The 17,777-nt window shown below is 52.3% G+C and carries 18 protein-coding genes; 9 read left to right on the top strand and 9 right to left on the bottom strand.

Annotated features, from left to right (window positions below):
- Positions 1-19 precede the first annotated feature (19 nt).
- Positions 20-901 (bottom strand): pirin family protein, encoded by an 882-nt coding sequence (locus NP589_RS16950; RefSeq protein WP_256608055.1) that lies wholly within the window; start codon positions 899-901, stop codon positions 20-22.
- Positions 902-929: 28 nt separating this feature from the next.
- Complete coding sequence (locus NP589_RS16945) at positions 930-1,529, bottom strand: FMN-dependent NADH-azoreductase (RefSeq protein WP_256608054.1); 600 nt, start codon at positions 1,527-1,529, stop codon at positions 930-932.
- Between the two features lie 103 nt (positions 1,530-1,632).
- Here NP589_RS16945 and NP589_RS16940 point away from each other — a divergent pair, with 103 nt between their 5' ends.
- Positions 1,633-2,529, top strand: a complete 897-nt coding sequence (locus NP589_RS16940; RefSeq protein WP_256608053.1) for a LysR family transcriptional regulator — start codon at positions 1,633-1,635, stop codon at positions 2,527-2,529.
- A 147-nt stretch (positions 2,530-2,676) separates the two neighbouring features.
- Positions 2,677-3,342, top strand: coding sequence for a hypothetical protein (locus NP589_RS16935; protein WP_256608052.1), 666 nt, complete (start codon positions 2,677-2,679; stop codon positions 3,340-3,342).
- A 99-nt stretch (positions 3,343-3,441) separates the two neighbouring features.
- Here the strand turns inward: NP589_RS16935 and NP589_RS16930 are convergent, their stop codons facing one another.
- The 3 genes from NP589_RS16930 to NP589_RS16920 form a co-directional block, all read right to left on the bottom strand.
- Positions 3,442-5,034: a SulP family inorganic anion transporter gene (locus NP589_RS16930; protein WP_256608051.1), complete on the bottom strand. Its 1,593-nt coding sequence runs from the start codon at positions 5,032-5,034 to the stop codon at positions 3,442-3,444.
- A 30-nt stretch (positions 5,035-5,064) separates the two neighbouring features.
- A complete protein-coding gene (locus tag NP589_RS16925) occupies positions 5,065-5,697 on the bottom strand; it encodes a carbonic anhydrase (protein WP_256608050.1) in 633 nt (210 codons plus the stop codon).
- A gap of 269 nt (positions 5,698-5,966) precedes the next feature.
- Complete coding sequence (locus NP589_RS16920) at positions 5,967-6,662, bottom strand: SDR family oxidoreductase (RefSeq protein ID WP_256608049.1); 696 nt, start codon at positions 6,660-6,662, stop codon at positions 5,967-5,969.
- Between the two features lie 155 nt (positions 6,663-6,817).
- On the opposite strand from NP589_RS16920, the gene NP589_RS16915 reads away from it, so the two are divergent.
- Positions 6,818-7,018, top strand: a complete 201-nt coding sequence (locus NP589_RS16915) for a KTSC domain-containing protein (protein ID WP_064010598.1) — start codon at positions 6,818-6,820, stop codon at positions 7,016-7,018.
- Positions 7,019-7,048: 30 nt separating this feature from the next.
- Here NP589_RS16915 and NP589_RS16910 read toward each other — a convergent pair whose 3' ends face one another.
- Together NP589_RS16910 and NP589_RS16905 are read right to left on the bottom strand one after the other, a co-directional pair.
- Entirely contained in the window at positions 7,049-7,933 is an 885-nt protein-coding gene (locus tag NP589_RS16910) for a 3'(2'),5'-bisphosphate nucleotidase CysQ family protein (protein ID WP_256608048.1), read from the bottom strand.
- Positions 7,934-7,950: 17 nt separating this feature from the next.
- Positions 7,951-8,922 (bottom strand): phosphotransferase, encoded by a 972-nt coding sequence (locus tag NP589_RS16905; RefSeq protein ID WP_256608047.1) that lies wholly within the window; start codon positions 8,920-8,922, stop codon positions 7,951-7,953.
- A gap of 145 nt (positions 8,923-9,067) precedes the next feature.
- On the opposite strand from NP589_RS16905, the gene NP589_RS16900 reads away from it, so the two are divergent.
- The 4 genes from NP589_RS16900 (at position 9,068) to NP589_RS16885 (ending at position 12,622) form a co-directional block, all read left to right on the top strand.
- A complete protein-coding gene (locus tag NP589_RS16900; RefSeq protein WP_256608046.1) occupies positions 9,068-10,117 on the top strand; it encodes a threonine aldolase family protein in 1,050 nt (349 codons plus the stop codon).
- An 86-nt stretch (positions 10,118-10,203) separates the two neighbouring features.
- The gene (locus tag NP589_RS16895; protein WP_256608045.1) at positions 10,204-12,075 is read left to right on the top strand and encodes an intermembrane phospholipid transport protein YdbH family protein; all 1,872 of its coding nucleotides are present in this window, start codon (positions 10,204-10,206) and stop codon (positions 12,073-12,075) included.
- Entirely contained in the window at positions 12,072-12,269 is a 198-nt protein-coding gene (locus NP589_RS16890) for a YnbE family lipoprotein (RefSeq protein WP_020483160.1), read from the top strand. The genes NP589_RS16895 and NP589_RS16890 overlap by 4 nt, the downstream gene beginning before the upstream one ends.
- Before the next feature lie 11 nt (positions 12,270-12,280).
- On the top strand, positions 12,281-12,622 hold the full coding sequence (locus NP589_RS16885) for a YdbL family probable chaperone protein (RefSeq protein WP_064010564.1): 342 nt from the start codon (positions 12,281-12,283) through the stop codon (positions 12,620-12,622).
- Between the two features lie 626 nt (positions 12,623-13,248).
- Here the strand turns inward: NP589_RS16885 and NP589_RS16880 are convergent.
- Both NP589_RS16880 and hslO read right to left on the bottom strand, forming a co-directional pair.
- Positions 13,249-14,022 (bottom strand): hypothetical protein, encoded by a 774-nt coding sequence (locus NP589_RS16880; protein ID WP_020483162.1) that lies wholly within the window; start codon positions 14,020-14,022, stop codon positions 13,249-13,251.
- A gap of 7 nt (positions 14,023-14,029) precedes the next feature.
- Complete coding sequence (gene hslO, locus NP589_RS16875; RefSeq protein WP_256608044.1) at positions 14,030-14,911, bottom strand: Hsp33 family molecular chaperone HslO; 882 nt, start codon at positions 14,909-14,911, stop codon at positions 14,030-14,032.
- A 75-nt stretch (positions 14,912-14,986) separates the two neighbouring features.
- On the opposite strand from hslO, the gene msrA reads away from it, so the two are divergent.
- Together msrA and NP589_RS16865 are read left to right on the top strand one after the other, a co-directional pair.
- A complete protein-coding gene (msrA, locus tag NP589_RS16870) occupies positions 14,987-15,619 on the top strand; it encodes a peptide-methionine (S)-S-oxide reductase MsrA (protein WP_256608043.1) in 633 nt (210 codons plus the stop codon).
- 255 nt (positions 15,620-15,874) lie between these two features.
- On the top strand, positions 15,875-17,728 hold the full coding sequence (locus NP589_RS16865) for a methanol/ethanol family PQQ-dependent dehydrogenase (protein ID WP_256608042.1): 1,854 nt from the start codon (positions 15,875-15,877) through the stop codon (positions 17,726-17,728).
- The last annotated feature ends 49 nt before the right edge of the window (positions 17,729-17,777 follow it).

Raw genomic sequence — 17,777 nt, 5'->3', positions numbered from 1 at the left:
GAAAAGGTTTTGTTTGCTCCTAAGCGGCTGCGTTAAAGCGACCGGCCTGGTAATCGTCTATGGCTTGCTCAATCTGCTCCCGGGTATTCATTACAAACGGCCCGTGCTGCACGATAGGCTCGCGTAATGGTTTACCAGCGACTAGTATCAAGCGACTGTCTTGTTTGGCCTGCAAGGTTACTCCATCTGCGGACGCATAGTTGTTCAGAACCGCCATGCGTTGCGCGGGTACCGACCGCTCGGCCACAGCCACTTCGCCGTGATACACATAGAAAAAAGCGTTATGCCCAGCGGGCAGAGACTGGCTGAAACTAGCGCCAGCCGGTATATGCACATCCAGAAACAGCGGTTCGGTATCGGGCCGTTGAATCGCCCCGGCCGCGCCATGGCTACTGCCGGCAATCACCCGCACCTTCACGCCGTCTACCGTGACAAATTCCGGGATCTGCTCGCTTTGCACATCTTTATAACCCGCAGGCTGCATTTTCTCCGCAGCGGGCAGATTGATCCACAATTGAAAGCCTTCCAACAAGCCGTCTTTTTGCTCGGGCATTTCCGAATGAATAATCCCGCGCCCGGCTGTCATCCATTGAATGCCGCCGGTTTCCAACAAGCCTTTATGACCGGCGTTGTCGCTATGCCGCATCCGCCCGGCAATCAAATAGGTCAAAGTCTCGAAACCGCGATGCGGATGGTTGGGAAAGCCGGCAATGTAATCGTTAGGTTTATCGCTGCCGAAGGCATCCAGCATCAGGAACGGATCGAGCCGCTGTTGCAAGACTTGGCCGAGCACGCGGGTCAATTTCACGCCGGCGCCATCCGACGTCGCATGACCAACCACGAGTTGTTCGATACCGCGCGAATGCTGAACTACATCGATTTTAACTGTTTCTGTGTTCATCACTAATCTCCCATATTAAGGTTAACGATCAGGCCGCCAACGCTGCGATTTGGCTAGCGGCGGCTTGCAAGGCCAGTTGTTCGGCATCGCCGCCCATCGCCAAACCTTCCGCATAAATGAACGTGACATCGGTCATGCCTAAAAATCCCAAAACGGTACGCAAATAACTGCTTTGGCTGTCGGTCTCGGTGCCGCTGTGTTTACCGCCGGCGGTTTGGATCACGAACACTTGCTTGTTTTTCAACAAGCCTTCCACGCCGGTTTCGGTGTATTGAAACGTCACTCTGGCGCGCGCGATGGCGTCTATCCAGGCTTTCAATTGTGCCGGAATGCCGAAGTTATACATGGGCGCGGTCAATACCACGACGTCGGCTTGTTGAATTTGGGCGATCAAGACATCGTCCAGCGCCACCCGTTGCGCTTGCGCCGGGCTGCGCTGCTCGGCGGGCGTGCTCAAGGCGATCAGAGCCGCTTCATCCAGCAAGGGATGCGGGGTTTTCGCCAGATCTCGCACTGTCACTTGCGCGGTGGGCGTTTGTTGCAATAAGCCCGTAACCAAGCTGTCAGCCAGACGGCTGGAATAAGCATTTTCGGCGCGGATGCTGGAGTTAATTTGCAGAATGTTCATGTCTGTCTCCCAATAGTGTTTGAAGTTGAGTTGACTATACCCCTAGATAAATTTGGGCAGAAGACCGGAAAATGGATAACATTGTTCCATTGGAGGAACAATAATGCAGATAGAACCCAACGACCTGTGCCTATTCGCCAAAATCGCCGACGCCGGCAGCTTTTCCAAAGCCGGCGAATTGCTGGGTTTGCCGAAATCGACCTTGTCGCGACGCATCAGCAATCTGGAAAAACAGCTGGGCGAGCGCTTGCTGCAACGCACCACCCGGCAACTCAATCTGACCGAATTCGGTCTGCGTCTGCTGCAACATGGCCGGCAAGTGGGCGAGGAAATCGAAGCGGCGATGGCATTGGCAGAGCACCGGCAAATTCAGCCTAGCGGCGTGCTGCGCATCTCGATGCCCAACGATTTTGCCAATCTATTCTTGGCGCCGCTGCTGGCCGAATTCAGCGACACCTACCCGGCGATAGCCTTGGAGATCGATTTATCCGCGCGGCGGGTGGATCTATTAAGTGAGAGTTTCGATCTTGCAATCCGCATGGGTGCGTTACCAGATGACGCGACCCTGACCGCCAAGCGCCTGAATCTGCATACCTGGGGCTTGTATGCCTCGCCGCAATATTTGGCAAAACACGGCACACCTGAGCACCCCGATGACTTATTGAAACACGACGCCCTCAGCCTGCTGGCCGGCAATCGGGAAGCGCCGGCCTGGCAGTTGACTAAAGGCGAACAGCAATGGCTAGGCATGCCACCGGTGCGGCTCAAGGCAAACTCGCCGGAATTATTGGTCAAACTGGCAATGCAGGATCAAGGCATCGTCGCCGCACCGGATTCTTACGCCAGCGCTTATGTGCAAAATCAGGAGTTAGTGCGAGTGTTGCCGGAATGGTGTTTGCCGCAAACCACGGCCTGGCTGGTGTTTCCGGGCCGGCGTTTGATGCCGACCAAAACCCGCGTATTTATCGATTTTTTAGACAAGCATTTAAGCACCTTTTGAATGAGGCGCCATCGGCAGCCTGATAAACGGCAAAACCGACGGGCCGCATAGCTTATTTGTTTGACTGAAATTATCTGCGTCTATAGAATCCGCGCAGCCTAGCCAAAGGTTAGGAAGCCTGCCATTTCAATAATTCAAGGAGAACTTATGTATAGATTTTTGGCTATTTCACGCGGTATAGCTCTGTTAGGCGGCATGATGGCGAACGGCTCCGCGCAGGCGACCGTGGTTGCCGGCTCGGACTTCATCAAGACCGCAACAACTCATTACGTCATTAACTCAGCGGGAAGCTCGGCTACCTACACCCCCTCTTTTATCGTAATCGGCGCAGACGGTTCAGAGCCAAGCGAGAATTTCGGACCGTTCAGCATATCCGGTTCATTTGATGTCGAACGTTATCAAAGTACGGCAAGCTCTTCTGCAACGCCGGCAAGCGGTGAAATTACCGACAAGATATTGTTTACCAACGCCAACGTCACGCTGAACGGCGCAACCCATAGTTTCGATTTCCCGAATCTTTTTAGCGCCATGACTAGCGACACAGCATTTCAGACATTAATCGTCCCGGATGTTTGCTCAAGTCTTCCCGGCGGTTCCTGTGTGACAATGCCCAACCCAAACCCATCGTCTTGGTCCGGAACCCTGAGCAATCAATCCATAAGCTTGGACGGCTTCGCGGCAGTGGACAACATAAGAGCCGGTTACACCTATCACATACAGGCTGCCGTGGTCCCCTTGCCGGGAGCCGTCTGGCTGTTTGCCTCGGTCCTCGGTCTGGCCGGGATCGGGCAAAGAAAACGGCGTAGCCATTAAACAGTCGGCACTGTGGCGGATCTGCCTAACACTCTTCTGCGCAACTCGCCAGATCGATGCAGAGCCAGTGTTTGACAGATCCTACGAACGTGTTCCCAGCTAATGACCCGCCGCAGCCAAGCGGGGTATGAAGACGGTATCCTGCTCAAGCAGTCGAGATTCCAGGGCAAAACCTTGTAACTCCACCTGGATATTCCGATCCGGTGCTGCTTGCAGGAAATCGCTTAGCGTTTCCAGAATATCGTGATCGATAAACAGGGCTTTGCCACCGTCGATGATCAACTCGCTATCATCGGCGATACTACCCAGATAATTGCGGAGCAAGGCTTTGTTTAAAAAAGACACGTCCTTGTGCAGCCTCAGCAAATAGTTGGGCCCACGCTGGGTTAAGGTGATAGCCGCATGGAAGTTGGCCCGCAATACGAAAAAAATACCGCATACCATCCCTATCGCGATACCTTCCAACAAGTCGGTAAATAAAATCGCGAACACCGTGATCGCAAACGGTACAAATTGATTCAGCCCTTTTTGGTAAAACTCCACAAACATGGCCGGCTTTGCCAGCTTGTAACCGGTTTGCAGCAAAATCGCCGCCAGACAGGCTAATGGGATCATGTTTAGAAAATGGGCAAAAAACAATACACTGATCAATAACAGCAACCCATGGAAAAAACTGGATACTCGGGTTTGGCCGCCGGCATTGATGTTGGCCGAGCTGCGCACAATCACGGCCGTAATCGGCAAGCCGCCCATTAAACCGCTGAGCAGGTTGCCAAAGCCTTGGGCCTTCAATTCGCGATTCGTCGGCGAAACGCGTTTATGCGGATCCAGCTTATCTACCGCTTCGACGCTTAGCAGGGTTTCCAGGCTGGCGATGATAGCCAGCGTCAGCGCGATGCTATAAATCTTGGGATTGCCGAGATAACTGAAATCCGGCAAGCGCAATTGATTGACGAAATTGCTGGTGCTGCCAAGTTCCGGCAAAGACACCAGATACTTGACGCCGATAGACCATTCCGGCGCCGCCGCCAACGCCCAGTTATTGAAAGCCACGCCCCAAATCACCGCTAATAGCGGGCCCGGGATCATCCGCAAGGCGTTAAATTGCTTTATGAACGCGCTTTCCCAAAAAATCAGGATCAACAAAGCCACGCAAGCCACCAGGGTTGCGCCGGGCGAAATGCCGTGCAGGGAGTGGGTAAACTCGATGAAGCTGGAGCCGGCGGTCTCCGGCATATAACTCTCATCCGCCGCGTAACCCGCATCGTAACCGGTCGCATGCGGGGTTTGTTTGATGATCAGAATCATGCCGATAGCCGCCAACATGCCTTTAATCACCGCCGTGGGGAAAAACGCGGCAATCATCCCCGCCCTGACAAAGCCTAGGATGATTTGGAAAATCCCGGCAAACATCACGCTCAATAAAAACGCCTTGAAACTCCCCAGCGTCTCGATAGCATTGAACACTATGACGGTCAGGCCGGCGGCCGGGCCGGAAACGCTAAGCTGCGAACCGCTGCACCACGACACGACGATGCCGCCGAGCATACCGGCAATAACGCCGGCGAACAAGGGCGCGCCGGAAGCCAACGCCACCCCCAGACACAAGGGCAAGGCCACCAGGAACACCACGATGCTGGCCGAAAAATCCTGACGTAAATATTTCAGGTAATCATTGAATTGCATTTTCATAGACGGTCTCCGTGTGGATAACTGGGAGCCTTAGTGGGCGTATTGGTAAATGTTGTGAATCGGCGCTGTGTCGTCGATGTGTATCAATTCATTCAGCAAGCCGTCGTGCAGCCCGTATACCCAGCCGCGCAAACTGATTTTTTGCCCAGCCCTCCAGGCCGATTGCACGATAGAGGTGTGGGCCAGACGCTGCACTTGCTCGATGACATTCCATTCGATCAATTTGTTGAGTTTGTTTTCGGGCTGCAAGCTATCCAGTTCGTCTTGGTGCAAACGATACACTTCCTTGATGTGCGTCAACCATTTGTTGGCAATAGCCAAATCACCGCGTTGTTGGCGCAATGCCGCTTCCACACCGCCGCAGCCGTAATGACCGCAAACAATTACATGCTTAACCTTTAAGGCGTTAACCGCGTACTGCAACACGCTTAAACCGTTGAAATCGGTAGTGATGACTTGATTGGCAATATTGCGATGCACGAATATTTCGCCGGGTTGGGCGTGGACAATGGTGTCGACCGGCACACGGCTGTCCGAACAGCCTATCCATAAAAACTCCGGATGTTGCTCCTTAGCCATATTGACGAAGTACTTCGGCTGTTTGCCGGTCATGGCTTCCGCCCAGGCTTTGTTTTCCAGCAGTAATTTATTGGGAGTCTGCATAAACCCCTCCTCTTGAGTCTTTGCGATTAAACGATGCGATTCTTGGGCGTCGCACTAAAAAGCAACCGGTATAGACCGATATCTTGCCGGCGGCGAGCCAATAATAGCGAATCGAAATTTTTACGCAAGCAATAAAGTTTCGAATCGCTACATAATGACACCAACGGCGGATCAGATAAGCCGTGAAGCACACTGCTCAGGCCGGGTGAGCAGTGCGTAGAGGACAGGCAGGATGATTTAGGGATGTAACAAATTTAAAACTGTGTGTCCTACCAGGGCAAGGCGGAGCCGTCATACTTAACAAACCGGCCGGTATCGGCAAAACTGAAATTGTCGATCACTTTACGCATGCCGGACACACTTTCTTCCGCATCAATCAAGCCGTTCGGCCCACCCATATCGGTTCTGACCCAGCCCGGATGCAGAATCAACACGCCAACCTCTGTTGGCCGCAAATCGATGGACAGGCTTTTTAGCGCCGCATTCAAACCGGCCTTGCTGGAGCGATACAAGATGCTGCCGCCGCTGGTGTTGTCGGTCATGCTGCCCATCAAGCTGCTCAAGGCCACGATCAAACGTTTGTCGCTGCGTTGCACCTGCGGCAGGAAGGCCTCGGCCAATTTGAGTGGCGCCATCACATTAACCGCCAGCACGTGCGCCCAGGTTTGGTAGTCCAGTTGCCCAAAACCGCGACCGGCTTGATCGCCGTAAACGCCGGCATTGTTCAACAATACATCGATTTTGTAGTCGGATAGTTTGCTTGACAACGCATCGATTTGACTGAAATCCGCCACATCCAATGTCTCGATTTGAATGTGCGGATATTGCTTGGCAAGTGCGGCCAATTGCTCCGATTGGCTTGGGTTACGGCAGGCCGCGATGACCTGATAATCTGCGGCGGCATATTGCCGGCAAAACTCCAAACCCAAACCGCGATTGGCGCCGGTGATTAAAACAGTTTGCATCGTTATGTCTCCAAACGAGTGATTGAAAAATTAGGGAAGCTATAGCACCTGCTAAGGCGATTACGGCCATTTTGATCAGTAATTGCCAATTGAACTATTTGCTCTAGGCCATGCCTCACCGACACAGTTTTAGCATGAAATTCGGGGAGGCTACTATGCGCATGCAATCAGTTAAATCCAGCACTATCGACGTGATCGGCTACGACGAGCAAACCCATAAAATGCGGGTGTCGTTCAAAGACCAACAAGCTCAGGATTTTTGCCACGTGCCTGAACACCTGTTCGCCGCCTTTCTGAACGCGCGCTCCAAAAATCGGTTTTATAAGCGCCACTTACAGAACTTTTTTCCCTGCTGAAAACTCGCCTTGAAGCGGCGTCGGCAGTTATTATCCCTGGTGCAAACGCCGATAAAGCCGAATCATGCTCTCGGCAATAGTCTGGTCGGAGCCATACAACACACCGCAATGATTCATAAACGTCGAGCCATCCGGGTTTAATACCAGCGCATTCCCGTGTATATCGCTGACCGGCGCGCCGGCTTCCTGGAACAAACAGGCGGTGGCGGCGTAATCCCAAACGCTGCCGCCACCCTTATCCGGCTTGGGAAATTTGAAATAACACGCCGGTGCCTGTGTCAGCGCTTGGCAGGCATTCAAGGCCGCGCCGCCTTGCAGACGCAGCTTGACTCCGGCATAGCCCAACCCAACGGCAATGCGTTGCAGTGCGCCCTGCGTAGTTTCATACAAAGGATCTTGAGCAAAGCTTTTATCGGTGATGAATGTCAACGTTTGCGCTGGCGTTGCCGGCTTAAAAGGCTGTTGGTTTTGCCAGGCACCTTGGCTTTTAATCGCGCGATAGAGCGTGTGAGTCAAGGGATCGTAAACCACGCCGATCAATGCTTGTCCGGCGCGCGACACCAAGGCGATGGACACCGAATAACCCGGCACGCCTTCGATAAACGGCAAGGTGCCATCCAAGGGATCGATGCACCAGAAATAATCCTGTTGCAGCCGCGCGCCGTCGTCGGGACTTTCTTCCGACAAGCAGGCTAAATCGTATTTGGCGCAAGTCGGCCGCAAAGTTTGCAAAATGATGTCCTGACTTAGGTGATCGATTTCCGTCACAACCTGAGCCGCCAGGCTGCTGCCGCCGTCTTTGGTATTGACCTTGACGGCACGTTGCGAATGCCGGGCAATCAATTCTCCGGCCTGCATCGCCGCCGAAATCGCGCACTGGCCGAGTAAATACAGATCGTCCGTCGACAAGCGCATCGGTTCTCCTGGAGGTTTTATAACTGGGCGATGACTTGTCGCGCCAGCCGTTCACTATAGCTATTCGGCGACCAATAGCCGGGACTCCAGCCTTTTAAAAAGCGGTGAAAATCAGTCCAGGCCACGGGATACAATGCCCGCCAATCGCGTTCGACGGCGTCGGGATCGACGGTTTTTTGTTTGCGCCGCAACGCTTGTTGCAAAGCCTGAAAATAAATATCCAGCAATTCGCTCTCCCTGCGCTGACACTCGTCTTGGCCCAAACAGCTATCGATAAAATACGCGACATCTTTGATGCCGCAGCCGCCGCCGACATATTGAAAATCCACCGCCGCTACCCGGTTACCATCTGCCGAGAAACAAAAATTAGCCACTTTGGCATCGCCATGCACAAAGGTTTGGTAAGGCGTATCGCGCAGTTTTTGATCTATCGCCGACGCGGCATTTTTCAAGGCAATATCCTGCAAGGCGTCCAATTCGTGGGGCCGGGTTTGCAGATGCCAATAGGTGCCGGTGGGCCACAAGCCCTGGGGTTTTTCGCCGATAAACGTGGCGTGAAAATTTGCCAGCCAGTTTAAACATGTGTGAATCTCCCGTTCGCCGGCCCTTGAGTGGCGTTGCGGGAATCCCACCGGATGCAGGTCTTCCAACACCATGACTATATCCTCGCCGACCGTCTCGAATGCCAAACAAGCCGGCACCCGGCAATGGGCGTCGCAATGCTTGGCCCAGCGTTGGTACCACACTGCCTCAATCTGATAAGAGCGGACTTTGCGCCGATGCGATAAATCTTCGTTAGATCCGGGCGTCTGTAAGCTTTGCGCAGACAGTTTTACGTGCTTGACGATCACGCTGGCACCGTCGCAGCCGCTCAGGCCATAGCGCAAGATATACCCGTAACCGCTCCACAGACTTTGAATAGTCTCAATTTGCAACGCGTCATCGGCACCGGTAGCCTGAAGCACGAGATCGCGAATGGTATTTTGCATGGGTATAGTGAGTGCCTCAAAAACTGCTATTTTCCGGGAATACGCCGAACGAAAGCCTGGCCCACGTGTCGGATTGCGGTATCGTTGGTATAGTTCATACCGTCGCATAGCCAATACATTAAACATCACCGCCATGATACCGACCATGAATTTTGCATCCGATAATTGGGCCGGTGCGCATCCGGCCATCTCGCAACGCTTGTTGGCAGCCTCGGCAGGCTTTTCGGCACCTTATGGCGCCAGCGCCCTGGATCGCAAAATCGAGCAACAGTTTAACGAGCTATTTGAACGGGAAATAGCGGTGTATTTCGTCAGCACCGGGACGGCGGCCAACTCACTGGCGCTGGCCGCCGTCAACCGTCCGGGCGGCGTATCGTTTTGTCACCGCGAAGCCCACATGCTGGAAGACGAATGCGGCGCGCCGGAGTTTTTTACCCATGGCGCGCGTCTGGCGCCGGTGGACGGCGACAATGGCAAAATCTCCCCCGACAACCTGCAAGCGGAAATCGAGCGTTTTCCACCCAATTTTGTGCATGCCGGTCAACCGATGGCAATATCCATCACGCAAGCTACCGAGATCGGCACGCTTTATCAACCCGAGGAAATCTCCGCTATTGCGGCCATTGCTAAGACGTACCAACTACCCTTACATATGGATGGCGCACGTTTTGCCAATGCGTTAGTCTCGCTAGAGTTAACGCCCGCAGAAATGAGCTGGAAACTGGGGGTGGACATCGTGTCTTTCGGCGCGACCAAAAACGGCTGTTGGTGCGCGGAAGCGTTGGTGTTTATGAACCCGGCACAGGCTAAAGATTTACCGTTTATTCGCAAACGCGCCGCGCAGTTGGTGTCCAAAAGCCGATTTATCGCCTGCCAGTTCGAGGCGTATTTAGACGACGGGCTGTGGCTGAATCTGGCGCGCCACGCCAATGCGATGGCGGCGCGTTTGCAAAACGGCATTGCCAACTCGAAACACGCCCGTCTGGCCTGGCATGCAGAAGCCAATGAAGTGTTTGCGGTGTTAGATCAAAGGCGTGCGGACCGTTTGCAACAACAAGGCGCGCTGTTTTACCCCTGGAATCCACCGCGCGCGAAACCCGGTCTAGTGGCTGGCCAGGAAGTATTGGTGCGCTTGGTCACCAGTTTTGCGACGGCGGCGCCGCAAGTCGATGCCTTTATCGAGCTCTTGGGCTAATGGCAGCCGATTTTGCGTTTCTATCACCCCAAACTCCCCGCCATCATTTGCTGGTTAGTAACGCTAGAGATCGGCTACGGTAGGCTATGAAATTGTCTGCCGGCAAAAATGATTTGAAGCGGCGCAGCTCATTGCTGCGCGCGGTTGCTATTACACTGCTGGTGCTTACGTTGTTTTGCCTGGCCGTATGGTGGCAACGCGCGGTGTTATTTGAGCTAATACTGCAACAGGCATTAAAACACACCGCACTCAGCTCACCCTCACTGTCGGGACTGTCGTTTGACTATAAGCAAGCCAAGCTGGCTGAAATCAGCTTCGGCATGGCAACGCCGGCTGGCGACTTGGCTGTTGCAATGCAGGACGTAGCCACCGATTACGATATTGAAAAGCGAATAATCCACAACGTCAGCATCGGCCACGCCGCGTTGAAATTTAACTACCGCCCTACCGACCAAGCTTCAACACAGACGGCAGAAAACACCCCCATCAGTTTACCGCTGGACCGATTGAGCATCGCGAAACTGGAAATTGACATAGACACGCCCTGGGGGCTCAGCAGCTTCGCCGGCAAAGCTGACATTAAGCGCGGTGCAGCCGATGCCATCGATGCAAGGTTTCAGGATGCCCGACAATCGCTTGATTTGAATATCGCCCCCGGTTTTAGCGCCGCCAAACTCAACGTCGAACGGCTACCGAGCGGCAATATATTCGAACTGGAAGCCCAACAACTGGATCGCCCCGCCAAGCAAATCAGTCTTCATGCCGGCGCACTTGGGCTTATCGAGTGGTTTAGCAGCAGCTTACTGATACCCCAAACTTTGCGGACAAAAACCCGGACATACGATGTATCGAAATTAAACCCGTTGCTAAGCGCTACGCAGCTAAGCGTAAACGCCAAAACTGCGGACAACTTTGCCAGTCTGTACGCTGAAGCCGTGCTGAAACGCAATAAGCAGTCTCTAGTTGCTGTCGATATGGCGATGGCAAACAAGCAGACTATCGATATGAACGGCCGTCTGGACATGGCTGCCAGCGAAGCATTCGATTTAATCAAACCCTGGTTACCGGCCATGGCGGCTAGCTGGACAGTTGCCGGCGGCGCAGTGCAGGGAAACCTGCAACTGCACAAGCCGAGCAATCAAGATGCTTCCGGAGCAGCACAATTGGCTATTACCGATTTGGCCTTGACGGCCGGTGCGGCAAAAGTCGAGAAAGCTAAGGTCGAACTGAATATCCCGGAGTTAGCGAATCGGGCGGTGGACTTGTCTGCCGAAGTGCCGACGCTGGGATTGGGTAAAGATTTGATAGCGCGCAACCTTAATGTCAAAGCCCGCTATGTCGATCAGACACTGACCCTAAGTCAGGCCAGCCTGGCACTATTCGGCGGCACGATGGAATTGATGCCGGACACCATTCGCTTGGAGCAAACGCCGATGCTGTTGACCTTACGCCTGCACGATGTCGATCTGTCGCAACTTTTAATGAGCCTGAATTACCCGAATATTTCCGGGACCGGCACGATAGCCGGCGAACTACCGTTGCAGCTATCGGCGGGGGCCATAGACGTGCAAGACGGCAGCATCAGCGGTACGCAGCCGGGTGTGTTACGCTATGTGGGACCGGCCGATAATCAGAATATCGCCTTTAAGGCACTCAGAAACCTGGTTTATCGGAATCTGCAAGCCAAGGTAAATTATCGCCCTAACGGCGACTATCATTTGGGCTTACGCCTGGAAGGCAATAACCCGGAAGTATTATCCGGCCATCCGCTAGCCTTTAACCTGAATATCAGCGGCCAACTGCCCGAGCTCTTGCAAAGAGGGATTTTAGCCGGCGATTTGGAACGAACCATTCTGGAACAGGCCATCGCCAAACCGGCTAATCTGGAAAAATCGCCGAATACCCCAACAGGGGATCAATCACCCAAACCGCCGCCGGCGGATCGGAGGAGTCAATGAACTGGAAAGCAGTAAGTAGCGCTGCCATCTTGTGCGGCAGCATCTACCTGACGGGGTGTTCGCCCTCGGTCAGGCTGGAAGCGCCGGATAAACCGATTGAAATTAATATGAATGTAAAGATCGAACACGAAATCCGCTTGAAAGTTGAAAAAGACGTAGACGAATTGCTTTCCAGCCAGAAAGGCTTGTTTTAAAGGAGCTAATGATGAACAACAAAAATTTGCTATCAATTTTGGCACCTCTGTTTTTAGGCTTATGCCTAGTCGCCTTGCCGGTTAATGCAGCCGATCTGGCCCAGGCAAAATCGGCTGGTTTGGTGGGCGAACAAATGAACGGTTTCCTGGGTCTGGTGAAAGCCGATGCGTCCGCCGAGATACAAGAACTGGTCAAGAGCATTAATGCCCAACGCCTGACCGAGTACCAGCGTATAGCTGCAAAAAACGGCGTCCCAGTAGAGGAAGTAGGCCGACTGACTGCGCAGAAAGTCATAGGGCAAGCAGCACCAGGACAATTTGTAGAAACGCCTTCTGGCTGGACTCAGCGCTGAGGGCTAGTGCCAGGACTGGTATTTAAAACGGCTGTTAAGTAAGGCCTACAGCAAAGTATAAATACCGTCATTTGTTCGCAGTGGCACTAATAAGTCAAATTTAGCTATCTCCCGACCTAAACCTGAACATCACCAGCACCACTCGGGAGAAGTTACCTTGCGATCCAACTTAGTCAAGGCGAGCGACACGCGTTAAAACCGCTGGTCCGACAATCGTTTAGCCCTATCAAGCTACGAAAATCAGACGATTCGGACATCCGCCCATGCCAATACGTTCCGGTTATTCCAAGAATCTAAGCTGTTCGGGTCTTTGGTACGAGTATATTTCTCGAGGAAAAACCAGGCACAATGCCCACAAAATCAATGTGCGACAAATTGTCACACTTTTTTGTAGACAAGGGCATTTTAATCCAATAGAATTCGCCCACTTTCAGCGAAGCGCAGACGATTCGAAAGAATCCTGATCGTTAAATGAGGGGGGGATAGGCGACCGTTAATCCGGTATAACAACAAAAATAAACGCAAGAAATTAACCTACTGTTCGACGGTAGGCGTCCAATCAATATAAAAAATAAGACCGGACGAAGCCCACTTTATGTGGGCTTTTTTATGCCTGCCGTTCTAGCTCACATGCCCGCCACTTTTTTATCGTCTTCTTCCTGGAAATTCCTGTAATTGATCGATATTTTTAAACCGGCAAACCTTCCGGACATTTTGATCAATTCAGACGTGGTTTTATCGAACATCAGCCTGACTTCGCTCAAAGCTCTGTCCTCGTAGCCTTCTTCGATATCCTTGGCATCCAGCCGAAAATGATAAAGGTAAACTTCCTGTTTTTCTTCATCGGTGATTTCCAGCGGTTCGCCCAATTGTTTAATCACCGTGGCTTTTTTGGGTAGCAGTGCGGCGATTTTTTCCATTTGATCGGCTTTGGCTCTCAGCTGTTTTTTCTCTTCGTTGATTTCCGCACCGCCCAAGGAACGAAACGACGCCTCCAGAAACTCCGGCGGGGCGATTTGTAAAAACAGGTTGGAGAACGTCCAGTCGGTGATTTTATCTTCCTTGTTAAAGGCCAGATCCAGATAAAAACTAATCTCCGGCGCAATCAGTTTGCTGTCTTTGTCGATCTTACGAAACCAATAGCGCCAGCGTTTGCCGTCGCCGGTGTGTTCCTCGCTGCTGGCGTGCAGTTTGGCCAGCGACACAAAATCTTCGCTTAGCAGCTTGGGTTGTTTGAAATGCACCGTGAAATCCTCTTTAGACGTCACCGCAAAATAACGATCAAACTCGTCCATTTGCAGATAAGTCTGGTAGGCGTGCAACCAGTGCAAACACCCGGTCATCGTACTGAGCAATGCGAAAGCCAGGAACAGGCGAAAAAAGCGGTTAATTTTATGCATAGCCCCCTCAATGCCGGGTAGGCGAGTTAGTATCGGTTTCGGCTGCCGGATTGGTCAGCAGGTTCTCCACATCAACCTTGTCGAAGTGGTATTGCGCTCCGCAAAATTGGCAATCGACTTCGATGTCGTCGCGTTCCTGCAAAATTGCCTGTAACTCCGACCGCCCCAACGCGGCTAAAGTGCCGCCGATTTTTTGCCGGGAGCAATTACATTTAAATTCCACCGGCTCCGGATCGTAAATTCTGACCTTCTCTTGATGAAATAAGCGGTGCAATAAATCCTCGCAATCCAGACTCAACAGTTCGTCGGCAGTAACGGTATTAGCCAATATTTCAATCCGTTCCCAGTCGGCTTTATCCTGATTGCTACTCGGTAATTCCTGGATGAACAGCCCAGCCGCATAGGTTTTATTCGCAAACAACCACAAACGGGTATCGAGTTGTTCGGATTGGGTGAAATAGGTTCTCAATACGTCGGCCAGAGTTTCCGCTTCGACACCGACAATCCCTTGATAAGGCTCTGCGTTTTCCGATTCCACCGTCAACACCAATCGACCGCCTTCACCTATCATTTCCTGCAAATTCGCGCCGGCGACACTGGCCTCGCTACGCACCAAGCCTCTGATTTGCCGCTCGTTGCTGGATTGCGCCACCAGGGCTTTCAAATCGCCTCCGCCCTGAATCTGCATGATCATCGCGCCTTTAAACTTGATGGTTGCCGACAATAACACCACCGCCGCCAAGGCCTGTCCCATTTGTGCATCGACAGCATCGCTGACCAAATGTTGATGCTGCTTGGCTTGTTGCCAGCTTTTTTCCAGCCGTACCCATTCGCCGCGCACTCCGTGTTCTTCGAAAATAAAGCGGCGTAAGCAATCTTGTTGTTTCATGATTTAGTTGATTCCTCTTAACTGAGCCGCGATTATAATCCGCACTACCCCATCATTCGACCTCGGGATGCACTTATGTCTTTTCTATTCAAAAAAACCGCAATGCCCAGCGCCGATCAAGCCTTACCGGGACGTCAGCAAGCCATAGACAGCGGCCATGTTCACGCTGTCAACGGACATCCTATCCATCCGCCGTTTCCGGCGCATCTGCAACAAGCCGTGTTCGGCATGGGTTGTTTCTGGGGTGCGGAGCGTAAATTCTGGCAACAAGCCGGCGTCTTCAGCACCGCAGTGGGCTATGCCGGCGGTTTTACGCCCAACCCCACTTATCAGGAAATTTGCACAGGTCTAACCGGTCACGCCGAAGTGGTGTTGGTAGTGTTCGATCCAGCAGTGATTACTTATGAAGATTTACTGGCAATATTTTGGGAATCGCACAATCCAACGCAAGGTATGCGCCAAGGCAACGATGTCGGCACCCAATACCGTTCCGTTATCTATTGCCACAACGACCAATATCAAGCGGCGGTAGCGAGCCAGCAACGCTATCAAGCCCAATTAGTAGCAGCGGGCTTTGATGAAATAACCACCGAAATCCGCGATGCCCCGACCTTTTATTACGCCGAGGAAGATCATCAACAATATCTGGCTAAAAACCCGTCCGGTTACTGCGGCTTGGGCGGCCTTGGCGTTTGTTTTTCCAGATAGCGGAATCGCCGAGAAATGCTAAGGCATTATAAGACTTGAGATTATTGTTTCCCGGCCATCCCAGGAGAGTTTTTCCGGTTGACTTTTAGGAAAAAATCCTTCAATTTACGCGTCTGGTGTGGCTCTCCCTCGCGCTCGGCTATAGCCGATCAGGCCCTAAAGGGCAGTCATCCAAACAGAGCTTTAAAACTAATATTAGTCTTAACAACACAAAACCGTACTCTGTCTCATCAACAGATTACCAGGAGGAAACATATGAAGAAGCCTGTAAAAAACTGGCTGCTTGCTTCGACTGTAGCTACTTTACTTGCTGCACCAACTGTCTCTACCGCTAACGACGACTTAGAAAAATTAACCCAAAACCCCGCAAACTGGGCATCTTGGGGCGGCGACTACGCCGGCACTCGTTATAGCAAACTGTCGCAAATCAACGCTCAAAACGTTAAAAACCTGCAACCAGCCTGGTCTTTCTCTACAGGCGTTCTGCGTGGTCACGAGGGTGGTCCTTTAGTTGTTAACGGCGTTCTGTTCATCCACACTCCGTTCCCTAACACCGTTTACGCAATCGACCAAAAAACCAAAGCAGTCATCTGGGAGTTCACTCCTACCATGGACGCTGACGTAACCATCCCTGTGATGTGCTGCGACACCGTTAACCGTGGTTTGGCTTACGGCGACGGCAAAATCTTCCTGCAACAATCAGACACCGTTCTGACTGCACTGGATGCCAAAACCGGTAAACGCGTATGGAGCGTACAAAACGGCGACCCGAAACTGGGTATGACCAACACCAACGCGCCATTGGTTGTTAAAGATAAAGTCATTACCGGTATTTCCGGCGGTGAGTTTGGTGTTCGCGGCTTCTTGGCTGCTTACAACATCCGTACCGGCCAACTGGAATGGAAAGGCTACAGCATGGGCCCTGATAAGGACACCCTGTTGAAACCCGGTAAATCCACCACTTGGGAAAACGGCAAAGTTACGCCTGTTGGCGCGGATTCAGGCACCAGCACCTGGAAAGGCGACCAATGGAAAATCGGCGGCGGCACCACCTGGGGTTGGTACTCTTACGATCCTAAACTGAACCTGGTTTACTACGGCTCTGGCAACCCATCTACTTGGAACCCTGTACAACGTCCAGGCGACAACAAATGGTCTATGTCTTTGTGGGCTCGTGACGCGGACACCGGTGAAGTTAAATGGGTTTACCAAATGACTCCACACGACGAGTGGGACTATGACGGTATCAACGAAACCGTTCTGGTCGACCAAGAAGTGAAAGGCAAAATGCATAAAACTATCGTGCATTTCGACCGTAACGGCTTCGGTTATACCCTGGATCGTGAAACCGGCGAACTGTTGGTTGCTGAGAAATTCGACAAATCGGTTAACTGGGCAACTCACGTTGACCTGAAATCAGGCCGTCCAGAAGTTGTGCCTGAGTTCTCTACCGAACACCACGGCGAAGACGTCAACACTGTAGGCACATGCCCTGCGGCGTTGGGTTCTAAAAACCAACAACCTGTTTCTTACTCTCCACAAACCGGCCTGTTCTACATCTCAGGCAACCATTTGTGCATGGAGTACGAACCGTTTGAAGTTTCTTACACAGCAGGCCAACCTTATGTAGGTGCTACGCTGTCTATGATGCCTGCTGGCGCTGACGTGCTGACCGGCAAACCTGACGGCACCACCAACCTGGGTCAGTTCACTGCATATGATGCTAAAACCGGCAAAATCGCTTGGTCTAACAAAGAACAATTCTCTGTATGGTCGGGTTCGGTTGCTACCGCTGGCGGCGTTGTATTCTACGGCACCCTGGAAGGTTACCTGAAAGCGGTTGATGCTAAAACCGGTAAAGAATTGTACAAATTCAAAACCCCATCAGGCATCATCGGCAACGTCAACACCTGGGAATTTGACGGCAAACAATACGTAGGCGTTCTGTCTGGTATTGGTGGCTGGGCTGGTATCGGTATCGCTGCCGGTATCGACGACGGCACATCAGCATCTAGCTCAGAAGGTTTGGGCGCGGTGGGTGCTTACAGAAGCTTAAGCTCCTACACCAAATTGGGTGGTACACTGACTGTGTTCGCTCTGCCTAACTAAGATCTAACTCGTTAGATTTCAGTAAAGCAAGCCTTGGCCGAGCAATCGG

The sequence above is a fragment of the Methylomonas rosea genome (genome assembly GCF_024505055.1).
Taxonomy (GTDB): Bacteria; Pseudomonadota; Gammaproteobacteria; order Methylococcales; family Methylomonadaceae; genus Methylomonas; species Methylomonas rosea.
This window is presented reverse-complemented; position numbering and strand designations above follow the sequence as displayed.